At 38.9% G+C, this 17,614-nt stretch carries 15 protein-coding genes; 2 read left to right on the top strand and 13 right to left on the bottom strand.

Annotated elements, in window-relative coordinates:
• Nucleotides 1–7: 7 nt before the first annotated feature.
• Genes EO119_RS05250 through EO119_RS05235 form a run of 4 tightly spaced genes read right to left on the bottom strand, consistent with a single transcriptional unit; the run spans nt 8 to nt 5,150 of the window.
• The gene (locus tag EO119_RS05250) at nt 8–1,360 is read right to left on the bottom strand and encodes a VanW family protein (RefSeq protein ID WP_126940917.1); all 1,353 of its coding nucleotides are present in this window, start codon (nt 1,358–1,360) and stop codon (nt 8–10) included.
• Between the two features lie 7 nt (nt 1,361–1,367).
• Nucleotides 1,368–2,336, bottom strand: coding sequence for a DNA polymerase III subunit delta (gene holA, locus EO119_RS05245; RefSeq protein ID WP_126940916.1), 969 nt, complete (start codon nt 2,334–2,336; stop codon nt 1,368–1,370).
• Nucleotides 2,337–2,346: 10 nt separating this feature from the next.
• Nucleotides 2,347–4,557, bottom strand: coding sequence for a ComEC/Rec2 family competence protein (locus EO119_RS05240; RefSeq protein WP_126940915.1), 2,211 nt, complete (start codon nt 4,555–4,557; stop codon nt 2,347–2,349).
• Nucleotides 4,554–5,150, bottom strand: coding sequence for a helix-hairpin-helix domain-containing protein (locus EO119_RS05235; protein WP_126940914.1), 597 nt, complete (start codon nt 5,148–5,150; stop codon nt 4,554–4,556). The genes EO119_RS05240 and EO119_RS05235 overlap by 4 nt, the downstream gene beginning before the upstream one ends.
• An 85-nt stretch (nt 5,151–5,235) precedes the next feature.
• Here EO119_RS05235 and EO119_RS05230 point away from each other — a divergent pair, with 85 nt between their 5' ends.
• Nucleotides 5,236–6,462, top strand: a complete 1,227-nt coding sequence (locus tag EO119_RS05230; RefSeq protein WP_126940913.1) for an aminopeptidase — start codon at nt 5,236–5,238, stop codon at nt 6,460–6,462.
• 238 nt (nt 6,463–6,700) lie between these two features.
• Here the strand turns inward: EO119_RS05230 and EO119_RS05225 are convergent, their stop codons facing one another.
• Nucleotides 6,701–7,372: an HAD hydrolase-like protein gene (locus EO119_RS05225; RefSeq protein WP_126940912.1), complete on the bottom strand. Its 672-nt coding sequence runs from the start codon at nt 7,370–7,372 to the stop codon at nt 6,701–6,703.
• A 221-nt stretch (nt 7,373–7,593) separates the two neighbouring features.
• On the opposite strand from EO119_RS05225, the gene EO119_RS05220 reads away from it, so the two are divergent.
• A complete protein-coding gene (locus EO119_RS05220; protein ID WP_009353629.1) occupies nt 7,594–7,818 on the top strand; it encodes a (2Fe-2S)-binding protein in 225 nt (74 codons plus the stop codon).
• Between the two features lie 109 nt (nt 7,819–7,927).
• Here the strand turns inward: EO119_RS05220 and sufU are convergent, their stop codons facing one another.
• The 8 genes from sufU to EO119_RS05180 form a co-directional block, all read right to left on the bottom strand.
• Nucleotides 7,928–8,353, bottom strand: a complete 426-nt coding sequence (sufU, locus tag EO119_RS05215) for a Fe-S cluster assembly sulfur transfer protein SufU (protein ID WP_009353628.1) — start codon at nt 8,351–8,353, stop codon at nt 7,928–7,930.
• 13 nt (nt 8,354–8,366) lie between these two features.
• Complete coding sequence (locus EO119_RS05210; RefSeq protein WP_126940911.1) at nt 8,367–9,596, bottom strand: aminotransferase class V-fold PLP-dependent enzyme; 1,230 nt, start codon at nt 9,594–9,596, stop codon at nt 8,367–8,369.
• A 14-nt stretch (nt 9,597–9,610) separates the two neighbouring features.
• Complete coding sequence (locus tag EO119_RS05205; RefSeq protein WP_126940910.1) at nt 9,611–10,660, bottom strand: SufD family Fe-S cluster assembly protein; 1,050 nt, start codon at nt 10,658–10,660, stop codon at nt 9,611–9,613.
• Between the two features lie 9 nt (nt 10,661–10,669).
• Nucleotides 10,670–12,079, bottom strand: a complete 1,410-nt coding sequence (gene sufB / locus EO119_RS05200; RefSeq protein WP_009353634.1) for a Fe-S cluster assembly protein SufB — start codon at nt 12,077–12,079, stop codon at nt 10,670–10,672.
• Between the two features lie 9 nt (nt 12,080–12,088).
• The gene (gene sufC, locus EO119_RS05195; protein ID WP_009353596.1) at nt 12,089–12,832 is read right to left on the bottom strand and encodes a Fe-S cluster assembly ATPase SufC; all 744 of its coding nucleotides are present in this window, start codon (nt 12,830–12,832) and stop codon (nt 12,089–12,091) included.
• A 608-nt stretch (nt 12,833–13,440) separates the two neighbouring features.
• Nucleotides 13,441–14,694 (bottom strand): diaminopimelate decarboxylase, encoded by a 1,254-nt coding sequence (locus EO119_RS05190; protein ID WP_009353613.1) that lies wholly within the window; start codon nt 14,692–14,694, stop codon nt 13,441–13,443.
• A gap of 568 nt (nt 14,695–15,262) precedes the next feature.
• Nucleotides 15,263–15,682, bottom strand: coding sequence for a DoxX family protein (locus EO119_RS05185; RefSeq protein ID WP_126940909.1), 420 nt, complete (start codon nt 15,680–15,682; stop codon nt 15,263–15,265).
• A 346-nt stretch (nt 15,683–16,028) separates the two neighbouring features.
• On the bottom strand, nt 16,029–17,498 hold the full coding sequence (locus tag EO119_RS05180) for a catalase (RefSeq protein WP_009353608.1): 1,470 nt from the start codon (nt 17,496–17,498) through the stop codon (nt 16,029–16,031).
• Nucleotides 17,499–17,614: the final 116 nt, after the last annotated feature.

The following is a 17,614-nucleotide window of genomic DNA, read 5'->3' as shown; positions in this document are numbered from 1 at the left end:
GATTCAACTATCCATTCTTTTTACTAGAATCCTCTTTATGCTTTTTTACCACATTAGGACCTGTGACAATAACCGTATCTACAGGTTCATAATAAGAATTAAAGGTATACGTAGAAGATCGCCCATCTCCATATACTATGGTTCTCGTCGTATCTACAGAAACTCCCTCATGACCTGCTTCCTCTACAGTTTCCTCTTTCACAGCCTCATCGATTTTTTCTATCTTTTTATTAGGAATTCTTTGTTCTTTACCCTTTGTAATCGTTACAGACTGTGGTACATCTTCCTTAGCTCCTAATATAGTAATTGTCACATAGCCAGCACCTTCTTCGGCAATCACATAGATGGGATGAGAATAAGGGTTTTTAAACTGAAAGTCAATATATCCCCACGCCACAGTAGCATCTAAGCCTACTGGTATATAGGAAACAGGAGCAAAATGCGTATCACGTTCTACAATATCCATACCAGATAACAATGCAGTATTAAATAAAGTAGAACTTACTTGGCATATTCCGCCACCAATACCTGGCACCAAACGTCCTCCCATAAATACAGGTGCATCGTCATAACCCGCTTCAGCAGTCCGTTCTCCTACTACTTGATTAAAGGAGAAAATACCCCCTGCCGGAATAAAAGTTTGATGAATTTTTTGAGATGCTAAATGAATATTATGGGCTCGGCTTGTATTAGAGCCATCAAAATAAGTCGTAAAGGACCCCAATATGGAAGTGATAGACACTAAATCTTTATCTGTTATCGTAGGCTGTGCAGACTCATTGATAACAAGTTCTAGGGTCTTTACCTTACCTTCTTGCAATTGTTCTTGCAATCGCTTCATAGTAGCTGTCACATCTAACTTACGGCCTACCTTAGCGGGCTGATGTACCACTGTGTTACCTTTTAAAGTAACAGTGGCATTAGTTCCTACTTGTCCCATGGCCTTTGCATAATTCAAAAAATATGACTCAGCCACTGGTCCATCTACTTTATATCGAATGTTCATCGCTTTTCCATGAAGTAACGCATCTACTCGGTGCATGACATAGGTCATGACATCACTTTCATAGCCATAATCCATTACATCGGTTAAGGTTCCCACCCTATCTATGGTAATCCCTAAATCTGCTAAATTCATGGTCGTTTCTTTTCCCTTAGGATCTACTATGCGAATCCTTTGTGACTGTGTGTTCCGCTCTTGTAAATAGGTGTCTACTTCATCCATACTTTGATGAGATATACTATGACCATCTATAGTTAATCCATAAATAGTGTTTCCAGTAGGCCATACAAGCCCTGTTACAGCTCCCCCAACGAGAGCTATAAGAGCTGAAACAGTGGCAATATACTTTCGTTTCATACTTCTCCTAATTTGCGCAATAGGCTAAACAAATATCTTGAAATTGGCTCATATCTGCTATACCTTGACGGCTTTGCAAAATTAAATGATACAGCTGGCTAATCAATGTTGCCACCGCTGGGATTTGAATTTTTCGACGCGCTTCAAAGGCTAATTTGATTGTATAGGGATTGGCTTTCATCCCTTTTTCCTTAAATAAGCTTTGAATCTCAGGTAATGTCATCCCATAAAAAGCACATTCACTGACCATGAGTTGCAAATGCATTTGATTATGCACATACGCCATCGCCATATCTACACTTTTATTCTTAAGCATAGAGGGGAATAAATCTAGTAATGTTCGTGCATCTTTCGTTAATAAAGCATCTTTAAAGCGGAAAATATTTTTCTCTCCAAAGTCTGTCATATGCTCTTTTAAAAATGGTGCTGTCATCGATTCCCCTTTTTTTAGTAGTAGGAACAATCGATCAAATTCTGTGCGCAAAAATGCTAAAGGCACATCCTTCCACAAATCTACCAAATCACGTAGATATGCCATACCATCGGGATCTATCTTTTGCTTATGAGCCTTGCAATGTTGTTGTATCCACTGAAAGAGAGCTTCTCCCTCTACTTTTTCAAACTTAAAGGATTCTACAGCTCCCAAAAATGCTTTATTTCCTTGCAACCGTCCATCAATGGTTTCTGGATACACTACAATAATAGGATCTTCTCCAGTATAGCTTTGTAAATAGTCTCGCAATCCTTGCCACTCTGGAGCCAACTTTTTCTTCGGTTTATCAAAGATAGGCAAATGGACAAGCAGAAATACTCGTGGTTCACCAAAGAGAGATACTTCTTGTAATTGTCCTAAAATAGAACCGGGACCTTGCTCTTCACGCAAGGTAAGCAAGGTCCGATCTGTATATTGATGTAAGAGATTCTGTTTTTTTTCTTCTAATAATTGTGGTTCATCTCCATAGAGTAATGTAACCATCTGGCACCTCTTATAATGTTACTACATTGTTTTCATCACTACCTACAATATACACGCCTTCCTCCACATCAAATTGACTGTGCAAGGTATTCCACACGATAAAATGAGTTGCCCCTCGTTCTTGATAGTGCAATAATTGATTGCTAGCGGTCAAGCCATATATTGTATTCGTTTCTCTCTTAGTATTATACACTATTTCTTGAACTTTTTCTCCTTCTTTTCTAGGATGAAAGTGAAACTTTCTATGTCCTGTTACGATAATTTCATAGCCTGCTTTGGTATGAAGTTGTACAGATAACCAATCTAGTGTTAGCTCTTTACCAGCTTGCCCTTTACTATAAAGATGTTCTAAGGTATCCACATGAGTGTACCCCTTCTGATATCCTTCTACAAACACACCATCCCAACGACTAAACCCACGGTGATGCAAGGCATCTATACATTGTTTCATCGCTCGTGGTGAAATATCGCCATTCTTAGCATCTATATATAGGTATGCCTCCCTATAAAAGCCTGTCTTACAGACCATGAAAGCTGGTCCTGAGGAGATAGCAATAGGCACGACTTGCACCGTTGGTTTTACATAAGATAGTCCTAAGGGCAACATCCCTACTACCAAGAGTGCAATACTTGCCATCCTATTCCATGCCACACGAATAGGCTCTTTCAGTGCTAACAACCAATATATATACGACACGCCTAGATACCACACTACCACTAACCATAAAGGCATCGGCGGTGACCACAATAGACCTAGATTACGAATAGCAAATAAAAGAGATATGCTGGCTTTCAGAATGAAACCTAAGAGAGACCAACCTAATGTAAAAGTAAATACTAAATTTAGGATAGCCAAAAAAAGACCTGCTATAATCGCTATATCTAACAAAGGACCTACAATCAGGTTGGACAAGATACTAAGAAAGCTGAGAATGTGAAAATAATACAATTCTACAGGAAATATAAGAACTTGTGCAGAGATACATAAAGCCACACCTTTAGAGATAGGATTCGGCGGAAATAGCCGATACACATAGGGATACAATCCGATGATGCCCAAGGTAGACCCAAAGGATAATACAAAACTAATATCTACCGCGAACAATGGTTTCCACAAAAGCAAACATAAGGCAGACAATAGGAGCGCATGTAACGCCCGATACGTACCGCCATGCATCACCACGTATCCGCTTAATAGTCCCATCATGGCAGATCGTAATACTGGCGGACTCCACCCCACAATTGTACAGTACAGTAAAATCAAAGCACAAGTGATGGAAAATTCTACACCTTTACGTAAATGCAACCGCTGCAATACGATAGAAATAATGAGAAATAACAAGGCAATATGAGACCCCGACACCGACAAAATGTGGATAAGACCTGTTTCACTGAATAACTTTACCATTGTTTCTGGTAGCATAGCATATTGACCGCCTAGTACCAAGGAGGCGCCTAAGCTAGCAATGGATGGTTCTAGATTCTCTTCAAATTGTTGTGCCACCCAATGATGGACTCTATCTAGATAAGCACCCAGCGCATACCCCGTATCAGCTATCCATATGCCTAGGGTCTTCTCTACTGTGTAGGGGCCTTCTATGGTACCTTGATACAAATTTCCTTGTAGTCCATCATTGATATGTCTCGTTTTCATAGATAGAGAACCACTTTGCTCGTAATAGGTAAAGCCTTTCACAGTACCACGAATGACGTAGCGATCTCCCATATGAATAGGTGGCTCTCCTGGCACATAGATACGAATACTTCCCTTAGCTGGCACATGCTCAGTAGCGCCATTCTTATCTATATCCATACCTTCTACATCAGCATCTACCATGGTCATAATACCATCTAGCGTCACCGTAGGCTGTGGGTTACTAGTGAACTGCACATAATAGGCACCATCGACACCATAATAAAACGGTCTATCTTCAAAATAGTGTGTGATGACTCGATCTGTATGTACATATCCTATAGCAGTAAATATAGAAATAATACCCACTAAGCCCATCACATATCGCATCATTTTATACATATGTTCATTACGTTGTTCGTATCCACGTAATCCTATTATCCCAAGGATGCCAAATATAGTGATGATACTTAACCAATACATAAGATAGGTGTGTAATTCGTTTTCGTATAGACTCATACAAATTCCCAATAGCATTCCTAGCACACTGGTGATACCTAGATCTATTGGCTTTGGTAACCATTTCATAATCGTACTTTCTCCACAATTTTTTTATACAATGCAGGTCCTATCCCCTTCACCTGTCGTAATTCTTCTAAACTTTTGAAAGGACCATGTTCTTGACGATAGTCCACAATCTTTTTCGCCATCTTAGGGCCTATGCCCGATATTTTTTGTAAATCTGCTTCGGTTCCATCATTAATAGAGATATTTTGTTTTCGCAGTAACTCCTCAGGACTTCCGTGAAAGTTGAACTCTACATGAATATGTGTGCTTTCCTCTAAGGTATCTTCTAAATGTAGATGATTCACATCTGCATAGGGTAATAGTCCTTTGCTAGCCTCAATAGCTGACTTCACTGTCGCAGGGCTTTGTAGCTCATACAAGCCTGGTTCTTCTACAGCTCCTGTGACATACACCAAAATTGTATCTGCTTTCGTTTCCTTCTCCACTGGACCACCACGATTCCCTTTGTCTAACTGCTTCACAATCTTTGGGGTATCAGATGGTGATCCATCGCCTTTCATTGGTGTATCTGCTATAATAAGATAGTATCCACATACACACAGTAGGAATAGGCATACGATGATGCCAATTCGTTTTCGATTTGTTACTTTCATTCTATCACATCCTTTCAAACAAAAGGTTCGTCATAGATGAGTAGTATCCTTTAAAATTCACTACCAGTATATATTGGGAGGTATTATGAAAGAAGATTTACAACAATATGCCCGTCTTTTACTACAAGAAGGTGTCAATTTACAACAAGACCAACTGTTGGTCATCAATGGAGATGTAGAAAATAAAGATTTTGTATACATCGTTGTGGAAGAGGCCTATGCACTCGGTGCTAAAGATGTGCACATTAATTGGCGTAGCACTATCACAGCTAAGTCTCGTTTATCCAATGTAAAAGATGAGGTCTTATCTAATCCCGCGCCTTGGATTAAAGATATGTATCACCATATCCTTGATTCCAACGCATGTATTTTATCCTTGATCAGTGCAAATCCATTTGCCTATGAAGGCGTGCCTTCTGAAAAAATCGCCCTCGCCTCTCGTAGCATGGGCAAGTTAACTAAATTTTACCACGAGGCCATTATGGATTCCACCCTTACTTGGTGTGTAGCCTCAGTAGCCACTCTCACATGGGCTGATTTGCTTGGTTATGAGGGCACAGAAGAAGAAAAAATCAACCGCTTATGGAATACTATCTTTACCTTATGTCGTATGAAACACGTACCAGAAGAAGAATCCTTCAGCAACCATTTAGATCGCCTTGCTAAGCGCACTAAAACTCTGAATGATTTACAATTGGTATCCTTACATTATACCTGTCCAAACGGTACAGACTTAACTTTACAAATGCCAGAAGGGCACTTATGGTTAGGTGGTAAAGAATCGTCTAAAAAAGGAATTATCTTTGATGCCAATATTCCAACAGAAGAAGTATTTTCTGCACCGCACTATGAAGGCGCCAACGGTATCGTGTATTCTACGAAACCATTAATCTATGATGGAAACCGTATCGAAGACTTCCATATGACATTCAAAGATGGTAAGGTCGTTGACTACGATGCCAAACAAGGTCGTGAGTATTTAACAAACCTCATTGAGACGGATGAAAACTCTTGCTACCTTGGAGAAGTAGCCCTTGTAGACCATTACTCCCCTATTAGCCAATCCAATATGATTTTCTTTGAAACCTTGTACGATGAAAATGCATCTTGCCACTTAGCATTAGGTGCTGCATATCCAACTTGCTTAACCCATAGCGATGGATTATCTCAAGAAGAACTCCATGCTCGTGGACTGAATACATCCTTAGCTCATACAGACTTTATGATTGGCCACGAAAAAATGAACATCATAGGCACTACTAAAGACGGCAAAGAAGTTCCTATTATGATTGAAGGACGCTTGCAAGTATAAGGGCGCTCTATCTAAACATACTACTATGCATATTTCCCATAAATCCATCAGAACTCCCCATCTTATGGGAAGGGGTATGAACTAACATATGGTAATGCAAAAAAAGAGGTACCTCGCATGACCGCAAGGTGCCTCTTTTTATTATGTCAATTTGTTTTCTGCCATATACCAATAGTCTATTCTATGACAACCCTATGATCTTCTAGATATATAACCTAATTGTACTGTAAATAGTGCCTTATAGCAATGTATCTACAGCGATATTTACTAGTACATCGGATGGGCTTTCACAGATATAATCAGCACCAGCAGATTCTAATTCTTCCACTGAACCATATCCGTAAGATACACCCATAGCCACACAATTTAATGCTTTGGCAGCTTCCATATCGTATTTACGATCTCCCACCATGTACCAACGGGAGATTTTATATTTTTGTGCTGTAATTGTCTCCATATCTTTCAAAGCTTCTTTCAGAATGTCTAGCTTATGGACTAAACCAATTTCACGATTGGCCCCACGGATGACTTCAAAGTATGGATCTAATTTAAAATGCTTAATAATATCCTTCGCTTGTTCTTCTGGTTTTGCCGTAGCAATCCCAACATAGGCACCTGTTTTACGAAGCGCTTTTAAGGCTTCTTCAATTTGGGGATACACTGCATTTTCATATTTTCCAACGGAATCATACCGTTCTTTGAAAAAGTTGTAGGCCTGCTCCACCTCTTCATCTGTCATATGGCAATGTTCTTTAAAAGAATCCTCCAACGGTGGACCAATGAATAATTGTAATGTGTCCTCATCAGGAATAGGATGATTCATACTCGTTAAGGCATGACGTATAGATTTTAAAATTCCTTCATGAGAATCTGTTAATGTTCCATCTAAATCAAAAATAACACAAATCATAATGACTCCTATCAAAATAAATGCGGGGTAATATATAGGTTAATACATATAATAAGTAATCGTTAGTTATTTCCATGTGTCAGTTCTACTTTCAAAAGTATACTAGATCTATATCTTCTTAGGTACAGGATACATTTCTTAGCTGTGAAAAATACCTTTACAAGTCATACAGTAAAGAGTATACTGTATATAGAAAAGTTTCTATATAGTAGGAGGACAGTATGGAAGATAATCAAATTCCTACGGCCATTTTAGATAAATTAACAAAAGTTTGTACTTGCCGTAGTATTACAAGAAAAGCAATTAAAGAAGCAATCTTAGATGGTTGCGATACATTTCCTAAAATTAGAGAGCGCACTAGTGCTGGTACCGGTGCATGCGGTGGCAAAGGCTGTGGCCCACGAGTGGTGAAACTTTTAAAAGAGCACCAAGAAGGACAATGGTAAGCTCGACCAACATAAGAATCATAAGATAGGTGATACATATCACCTATCTTTTTTATATACATAAAAAAGGCTGCTCAAGAATGTATATCATTCTGTAGCAGCCTTCTTTTTATTTCTTTAATGCTTCACGCAATGTATGCCAAGCAAGCACTGCACATTTAACACGGGCAGGCATGTTAGAAATATTTTGCAAAGCAATCGCATCTTCTAAGGCTTCTAATTCGTCTTCATCAGTCACTTCTTTTTTGATCATTCCTAAGAAAAGGTCCACTAGTTGGAAAGCTTCTTCTAAGGATTTACCAGTAATGACATCAATCATCATAGATGCCGATGCTTGGCTGATAGCACAGCCGGAACCTGTATAAGCAGCGTCTTTTACAATACCGTCTACCACATTCACTTGCAATGTTAAATCATCACCGCAACTTGGATTATGACCATGTTCACTAGCAGTAAACACCTCTAACAAACGCTTATTACGCTTGTCTTGGTTATGCTCCAAAATCAGTTCCGTATACACTTGATCCATTTCCATGGTATTGTTCTCCTTACTCTGACAAGCCCATGGTTGGTCGAACTGTTTTCAGGGCTTCCAAAAATTGATCTAAATCTTCTTTTTTAGTATAAATGTACATACTAATACGGTTAGATGCCGGTACTCCATAGTAAGCACCTAGTGGTTGCGCACAATGATGACCAGAACGTAAGCATACCCCATGGCTATCCATGATAGTTGCTACATCGTGAGGATGTACATCATCCACAGTGAAAGCAATGACTCCATGCTTTTCTTCTGGATTGGCACTACCTAATACATGAATATGTGGCATAGCCGCTAGTTTAGGTAATACATAGCGTACTAATTCTTGTTCATATTCATGAATAGCATCCATACCAAACTGTTCCAAATACTCAATGGCAGCTTTTAATGTGACAGCACCATGTGCATTGGGTGTGCCAGCCTCAAATTTATAAGGTACTTCATTGAATGTTGTAGTTTGTTCTTTCACATATTCAATCATGTCCCCACCAAATAAGAATGGATCCATGTCTTCTAATAAGTGATATTTACCATACACCACACCAATACCTTGAGAAGCACACATTTTATGGCCTGAGAATACGAAGAAATCACAATCTAACGCTTGCACATCAATAGCTTGATGAGGAGCCGATTGCGCTCCGTCTACGATAGCAATAGCACCAACAGCATGAGCGCGTTCCACCAGCTCTTTTACTGGAAATTCCATACCTAACACATTACTTACATGGGCAAAGGATACAATTTTTGTAGATTCATCAATTTTATCCATTTCACCATCTTTGATGTGACCATTTTCATCTAGGTACATATATTCCAAAGTGGCCCCTGTCACTCGGCATACATATTGCCAAGTCACAAGATTTGCATGATGCTCTGCTATAGTGATGACGATTTTATCTCCCTCTTTTACATGCTTCAAGCCATAGGAATGAGCAATTAAGTTCAAGCTTTCTGTAGTGTTTCGAGTGAAGATAATTTCTTCGCGTTTACGAGCATTAATGAATCGTTGCACCACATCACGAGCACCTTCATAGGCCTCGGATGCTTCCATAGCAAGCACATGGGCTCCACGATGGGGATTTCCATTATGATTCGCCATATGCGTTTCTAATGCTTTCATCACTGGCACTGGAATTTGTGTAGTAGCACCGCTATCCAAGTAAGCAATACGTTTACCACGATGAGTTCTTGTTAAAATTGGAAAATCTTTATATGCCTCTGCTATTGGTTTCATACTATCCCTCTCAATTATATTTTTTGTCGTAGTACTGCTAAGGCAGTTTCTTCCATTTCTTCATTGCCAATACGATCAATCAATGGTCGTAACATGGATTCTACGATGATATGTTTTGCTTCTTCTTCGTTGAAACCACGGCTCATTAAATAGAATAATTTAGCTGGGTCTAATTGACCAGCACTGGATGCGTGATTACCAGATACATTATCTTCTTTACACAATAACAATGGTAAAGAAATGGACTTTACTTGTGGCGTTAATAGTAAACATGTATCTTCTTCTGCACCTTCAGATGCCAAGCTACCACGCAAGAAATCTAAGGTACCACGGAATGATTTTTTAGAAGAACCATTCAATGCACCTAAGTTATTAATATTACTGATTGTTTTTCTACCGATATGTTTCATTAACATGGCAATATCAAATACTTGCGTACCAGTACCGCAATAGCCTAAATCATGTTCTACTTCTGCGTAGTCTCCTACTAAATCTTCTTGATAGTTTAAGAAATTTTCAGAGCCACCCAACTCAATATTGATGAACTCTACATGACCAGACTCTTCTACTCGTGTATAACGATGTTCAAATTGTTGTACTTTACCAGTTAGCAATTGCACTTTTTTGAACACTACGGACGCCCCTGTGTGGGATACGATTTCTGAAAGTAATCCTACATGACCATCAGTAGCTTCACCTTTCAAACAAAGTGTTAACTCTAAGGTAGAGTCTTTTTCCGCTTCGATTTGTAAGCGTGTTCTTTCACTGACAGTACCTTGTACATCAAGAACTATGGTCAATGCTTCCTTTGCACCAGCTGGTACTTGAATGTGATAGCCATGTGTAAAGTGATGAGATGCATCGCGCAACGCACCAGCATGGACGCCTTCATAAGAAGGTTCTAATAGTTCTTTATTTGTAATGTCTGTTACAATGTGCTTGGACCCTTCAACTGTCACTGTAGCACGTTCTGTACCAGCCCATACATTGCCTTCTGTATGATTTACCTTTAACCAACGGAAAGTCGGTCTAGGCAATTCATTAAAATGTAATGTGTTGCTCATCCTAACCTCCTATCCGATAGAACCTTCAAGTTCTAAGGTAATCAAATTATTCATTTCTACAGCATATTCTAATGGTAATTCTTTAGAAATTGGTTCTACGAAGCCACGTACAAGCATTGCTCTTGCTTCTTCTTCGCTAATACCACGAGTCATTAAGTAGAAAATCGCTTCATCGGAAATACGGCCAATTTTTGCTTCGTGCCCTAAATCGACATTATCATTTTCAATCGTAATAGATGGAATGGTATCGGATTGAGACTCTTGGTCTAACATTAAGGACTCACAAGATACTGTCGCTTTAGAATGGTCTGCATTTTTGCCGATATTCAAGACACCACGGTAAATCGCTGTACCACCACTCTTAGAAATAGATTTAGAGTTAACATTACTTGTTGTATGTGGTGCGGCATGAATAACTTTTGCCCCTGTATCCAAATATTGTCCTTCCCCAGCAAATGTAACGCCTGTGAATTCACAATGCGCGCCTTCACCAGCCAAGATACTCATTGGATATAAGCAAGATACAGCAGATCCGAAGGATCCAGATACCCACTCGATTGTACCATTTTTACCAACTCGACTACGTTTTGTATTCAAGTTGTACATGTTTTTAGACCAGTTTTCGATAGTAGAATAACGTAATGTAGCATTATCTTTTACGAATAACTCAACACAACCAGCATGTAAGTTGGCTACATTGTATTTTGGTGCAGAACAACCTTCAATAAAGTGTGCTTTCGCGCCTTCTTCTACAATAATCAAAGTATGTTCAAACTGACCTGCGCCTGGAGCATTCAAACGGAAGTAGGACTGCAATGGAATATCTACAGTCACTCCTTTTGGTACATACACGAAGGAACCGCCAGACCATACTGCACCGTGTAAAGCTGCAAATTTATGATCTGTAGGTGGCACTAATGTCATGAAATATTGTTTTACAATATCCTCATGTTCGTGTAGTGCTGTCTGCATATCAGTATACACAACGCCTTGACGAATCAAGTCTTCTTGAATACTATGATATACAACCTCAGAGTCATATTGAGCGCCTACACCAGCCAAAGAAGTTTTTTCAGCTTCTTGGATACCAAGACGGTCAAATGTCTCTTTAATATCTTCTGGAACTTCGTTCCAGTCTTCTTTCATATCAATTTTAGGTTTTACATAGGTCACAATATCTGCCATATTTAAGGCGCTAATATCTGGCACCCAATTAGGAACCTCTAATTGATTGTAAATTTCAAGAGATTTTAAACGGAAATCTAACATCCATTGTGGCTCATTTTTGTTAGCCCATATTTCACGAATGATATCTTCTGTTAAACCAGCTTCTGATTTATAGGAGAAATCAAATTCATTACGAATGTCATAGACGCCGCGATCCATCTCCTCAATTTGAGTTTTCTTTCTCGCTTCCATGAAATCCTCCTATACTAAATTTTTATATGCGTCGTAGCCTTTTTCTTCGATTTCACGAACGAGTTCAGGGCCACCAGTTTTTACAATACGGCCATCGATTAAGATGTGTACATAGTTTGGATTTAATTTTTGAAGAATTTGATTATGGTGAGTGATGATTAGCACCGCATTCTCTTCATTATGGAAACGGTTTACACCTTCAGATACGATACGAACAGCATCTACGTCAAGACCGGAATCAGTTTCATCAAGGATAGCCAATTTAGGATTCAAAATAGACATTTGAAGAATTTCATTTTTCTTTCTTTCACCACCGGAGAAACCTTCGTTCACATAACGGTTAGCGTAAGAAGTATCGAAAGATAATTCTTCCATTTTTGCTTTCAATTCTTTTTTGAAAGCTAAAGCACGTACGTTTTCACCAGTAATTGTGTTTTTAGCCGTACGGATAAAGTTTTCTACTGTAATACCTGGTACGGAAATTGGATGTTGGAAAGACATGAAAATACCTTTTTTCGCACGATCGTTTACAGCTTCTTCAGTGATATTCTCACCATCAAATACAATGGAGCCTTCTGTTACTTCATAAGCAGGGTTGCCCATGATTACATTGGCCAATGTAGATTTACCAGCACCGTTTGTGCCCATTACTACATGGATTTCACCTTTATTAATTGTTAAATTGATGCCCTTTAAGATTTCTTTCTCTTCAATAGAGGCACGCACATTGTCTACGCGAAGTAATTCTGCCACGTATGTCACTCCTTATCAAATAAGTTACTATATACAAAAGAAGACTCGTTAGGTCTTAGCATATGTTGAATACCGTAAAAAAACGGATTCCACCAAAGTGTAATCCGCTGTTATATTCATAGCACGAGAACGCCACTTTGGCTTAAATCTAATTTAGTAAATATACTATTTATATTATACTGTGTATAGACTCGAACCGCAAGGTAATTTCTACTATTTTACTATGATTTTAATGATATATTAACATATCATCTATTCATTTATAGCATATTGAAATTTAAATTCTCCACCAAGAGACTCAACAATGTTTATTATACCGAATTTTCTCAATATTGTAAATGCTATTCCCATATTTTTTAGGGATATAAAGCATTTTACTCTCTCCAGATAACTACACTCGATTTTTATAAATATAGCCTTGCAATTTTATCCTGCACGATTGTATACCAACTCTAACAGATTGCCCCTCACGATTAGATGCTAATTATATATAAATAGACATATACTCTATTTCCCTGAGATGTATAACAATGTCTCAGAAGTAACTAAAGCATATGTCTATATTAGCCTAAATAACTATCGTAAAGAACAGCCCTTTACATTTCTACTTATAAATTAGAAAAATCTAATGTAGCAAAATAATCATCTAGTGTTTCTGCTCGACGAATTTGTGTGACACTGCCATCTTCATGTAGTAATAGCTCTGCGGAGCGCAATTTACCATTGTAATTGAAGCCCATAGCATGACCATGAGCACCAGCATCATGAATCACAATGCGGTCGCCCATGTCAATTTTTGGTAATTGACGATCGATGGCAAATTTATCATTATTTTCACATAAAGATCCAGTCACATCATAGGTCATGTTAGCTGGCTCATTTTCTTTTCCCATCACAGTAATATGATGATACGAGCCATATAAAGCTGGACGCATCAAGTTAGACATACATGCATCTAAGCCAATGTAATGTTTATAAATATCTTTTTTGTGGATCGCTGTAGCCACCAAATACCCATAAGGACCTGTCACCATACGACCACACTCGTATGCCAATTGAATCGGGCTATGACCAGTTCCTGTAATCAAACGGTCATAGGCTGCTTTCACACCTGCACTTAACACCTTATAATCTACCGGAGTCTGCTCTGGTTTATAAGCAACACCAATACCACCACCAAGGTCAATAAAAGATACTTCCACACCAGTTTGTTCTTTCACACGCAATGCTAGGTTAAACATCAATTCAGCCGTGCCTACTAAGCCATCAACATCTAGTTCATTGGATACCACCATCGTATGTAAACCGAAGTTAGTAATACCTTTTCCTTTTAAGTAGTTGATAGCTTCCATGATTTGTGCTTCCGTCATGCCATATTTCGCTTCTTCCGGAAGGCCGATAATTGTGTTACCGCCTTCTTTTAAAGAACCTGGATTGTAACGGAAACAAAAACGATCTGGTAACTCACCATGTTGTTCCAAATAGGCAATGTGCGTAATATCATCTAGGTTAATAATCGCACCTAAATCCATCGCTTTTTTGTATTCTTCGTACGGCGTATCATTGGAGGAGAACATGATGTCATCTCCTGTGATCCCCACCTTTTCGCTCAAAATTAGTTCTGCCATAGAGGAACAGTCTGCACCAATACCTATTTCTTTCATCATTTTCATAATATATGGATTGGGCGTTGCTTTCACAGCAAAATATTGTTTGAACCCTGGTGCCCAACTGAAAGCATCTAAAAATGCGCGCATATTATCCATAATACCTTTCGCATCATAAATATGGAACGGCGTTGGATATTGCGCGATAATCGTTTCTAATTGTTCCTTTGTAAATGGTGTTGTCTTTGCGTTCATCTTAACTCCTCAATCTATTTGTAATGTACTATGTGACAGCCTCTTTCTGTAACATAGCAATATATTAAACAATAGGCACTCTTCATGTATTATCTCAATAAGGAGCGACACATTTCCGCCTAGACCTTAAGAGTTATACCATTACCTGTGAGAAAGAAATACATAATACTATGCCATCAATCCAAAGGTAATCCATGAATACCGTAACGTATTGTAACATACATTCTATAGAATTGTAAAGATTCTATAGAATGTATATATTAAATGATATATATGACTTATAAAAACATAATCTCACCTATGGAATGCCGTTGCAAATAGTAGCCTTGTAACGTTTCTTACTACTTAGTTTACACAAGCACAAAAGCCGATGGCGTGCTCCTCCTTAAGAAACGCAATTGAGCGTAGTAGACTTGTGGCGTTCCTTACTGCATACATTAGATAGCCTCAAGAAGAGCACGGTGTGCTCCGAACAAACATTACGTAGTGCCGTTTGTGAGGAGTATACCGTGCTCTTCCCTTTACTTCTATTCAGTTTAGAATGCCACAGACTACATAGCACAACAAGTTACTTCCCAAATAAAGACGCATCTACACTATATCGTCCACCACCCATAAAGAATATAGCCAATGCAGCAAATCCCATTTGTGATGGATAATCCCATGCAAAGAAACCTGCATCTATATGAAGAATGGTAGCTGTAAACAAAACTCCAGCTAATAACAACGCTCCAAAGCGTGTAAATAATCCAAAAACAACCAACATACCACCAATAAATTCACAAATTGCTGCAAAAGCTCCAAACACTTCAAAGTACCCCGGCAATCCTAATGATCCTAACATAGCACCTACTTTATATAAACCTGCTGCGCCACTTAAGAACTTCACATATCCATGATAGACCATAGAGATACCAAGAGCTAATCGCAACACCAATATTCCAAAGTTAACATACGTAGGTTTACCACGCAATAAAAAATGAACCATATGTGTATCCTTCCCTCAACAAATTTTCTTACAATTAATTAACTAATATACATAAGTATACCATAACACCTTACCACTCTCCTAAATACAATTCTATACATACCCCTATGCCTTATATCCTAACAAGAATTACTTAATACGATTACCCCATGTTCCCCTACCACCTTGAACGCAGTTGTGCGTAGAAGTCTATGGCGTTTCCTTTGCCAAAATAATGACAACACAAAAGGAGTGCGACATGTTCCCGAACAAACATTATGAAATACCGTTTGTGAGGGAATGTGTCGCACTCCTACTATTATGCTATTTTCAAAGGAACGCCATAGACTGAATAGCGCTGCAAGTGTTACCCGATGTCAGCAGGTGTAGAGAAATCTACTGTAATACCCAATGCTTTCGCTACGCCTTCACCATATGCAGGGTCACATGCATAGCAATGTTTAGCATGACGTTCTTGGATGAACAATGGAACTCCTGCCATATTGCGAGCTGTATTACTAAACAATACTTGTTGTTGTTCTGGAGTCATGAGACGGAACAATTTACCAGGTTGTGTATAGTAATCGGAATCATCTTCACGGAAGTCGTATTGGTATGCTTTACCAGATACATCATATCCTGGATCTTTGTATTGTGGTTGGTTAGCCCATTGGCCAAAGCTATTTGGAGCATATCCAATAGTAGCGCCATGGTTGCCATCTACACGGCCTTGTCCATCACGATGGTAAGAATTGAATGGGCATTTAGGCGCATTCACAGGAATGGATGGATAGTTTGTGCCTAAGCGGTAGCGTTGCGCATCTGCATAGGAGAACAAACGACCTTGTAACATACGGTCAGGGCTGAATCCAATACCAGGGATAATTGTGGATGGAGCAAATGCTGCTTGTTCTACATCTTGGAAGTAGTTTTCTGGGTTACGGTTCAATTCCATCACCCCTACTTCGATTAATGGGAAGTCTTTTTTATACCATACTTTTGTAAGGTCAAATGGATTGTATGGAAGAGCTTCTGCTTGTTCTTCTGTCATCACTTGAATGTATAATTTCCAACGAGGGAAATCACCTTTAGCGATCGCATCAAATAAGTCACGTTGTGCACTTTCACGATCATTCGCAATGATAGCAGCTGCTTCATCTTCTGTTAAGTTTTTAATTGGTTGTTGGCATACCCAGTGGAATTTCACCCATACACGTTCGTCGTTCTCATTGATTAAGCTATATGTATGAGAACCGAAACCATGCATATGACGGTAGCCATCAGGAATACCACGATCACTCATTACGATTGTGATTTGGTGCATTGCTTCTGGCAAGCTAGTCCAGAAGTCCCAGTTTGCAGTAGCATCACGCAAGTTAGTTTCAGGATTACGTTTTACCGCACGGTTTAAGTCTGGGAATTGCAATGGATCGCGGATGAAGAATACTGGTGTGTTGTTACCTACTAAATCCCAGTTACCTTCTTCTGTGTACATTTTCACAGCGAAACCACGGATATCACGTTCCGCATCAGCGGCACCACGTTCACCAGCTACTGTGGAGAAACGTACAAACAAATCAGTTTGTTTACCTACTTCAGAGAATACTTTTGCTTTTGTATATTTAGTGATGTCGTTTGTCACTGTGAAAGTACCGAATGCACCGGATCCTTTCGCATGCATACGGCGTTCGGGAATCACTTCACGAGCAAAGTGGCCTAATTTTTCCATCAACCACACATCTTGCATCAATACAGGACCACGTTTTCCAGCTGTAGCACTGTTGTTATTATCCGGCACTGGAGCACCAAAGGCTGTTGTCAATTTTTCTTCTTTCATAACTTTCTCCTTTGTAAACTTATACATATTATAATAAAATTAAAACCTATATCTTTTACAACGGATAATAATTATCCGTTACTTTATGATGTAATTATAAAACTTTTTCTATGTAT

Origin of the sequence: Veillonella sp. CNR 79/14, assembly GCF_003992185.1 — a bacterium.
In the GTDB taxonomy this organism is placed as follows: Bacteria; Bacillota; Negativicutes; order Veillonellales; family Veillonellaceae; genus F0422.
This window is presented reverse-complemented; position numbering and strand designations above follow the sequence as displayed.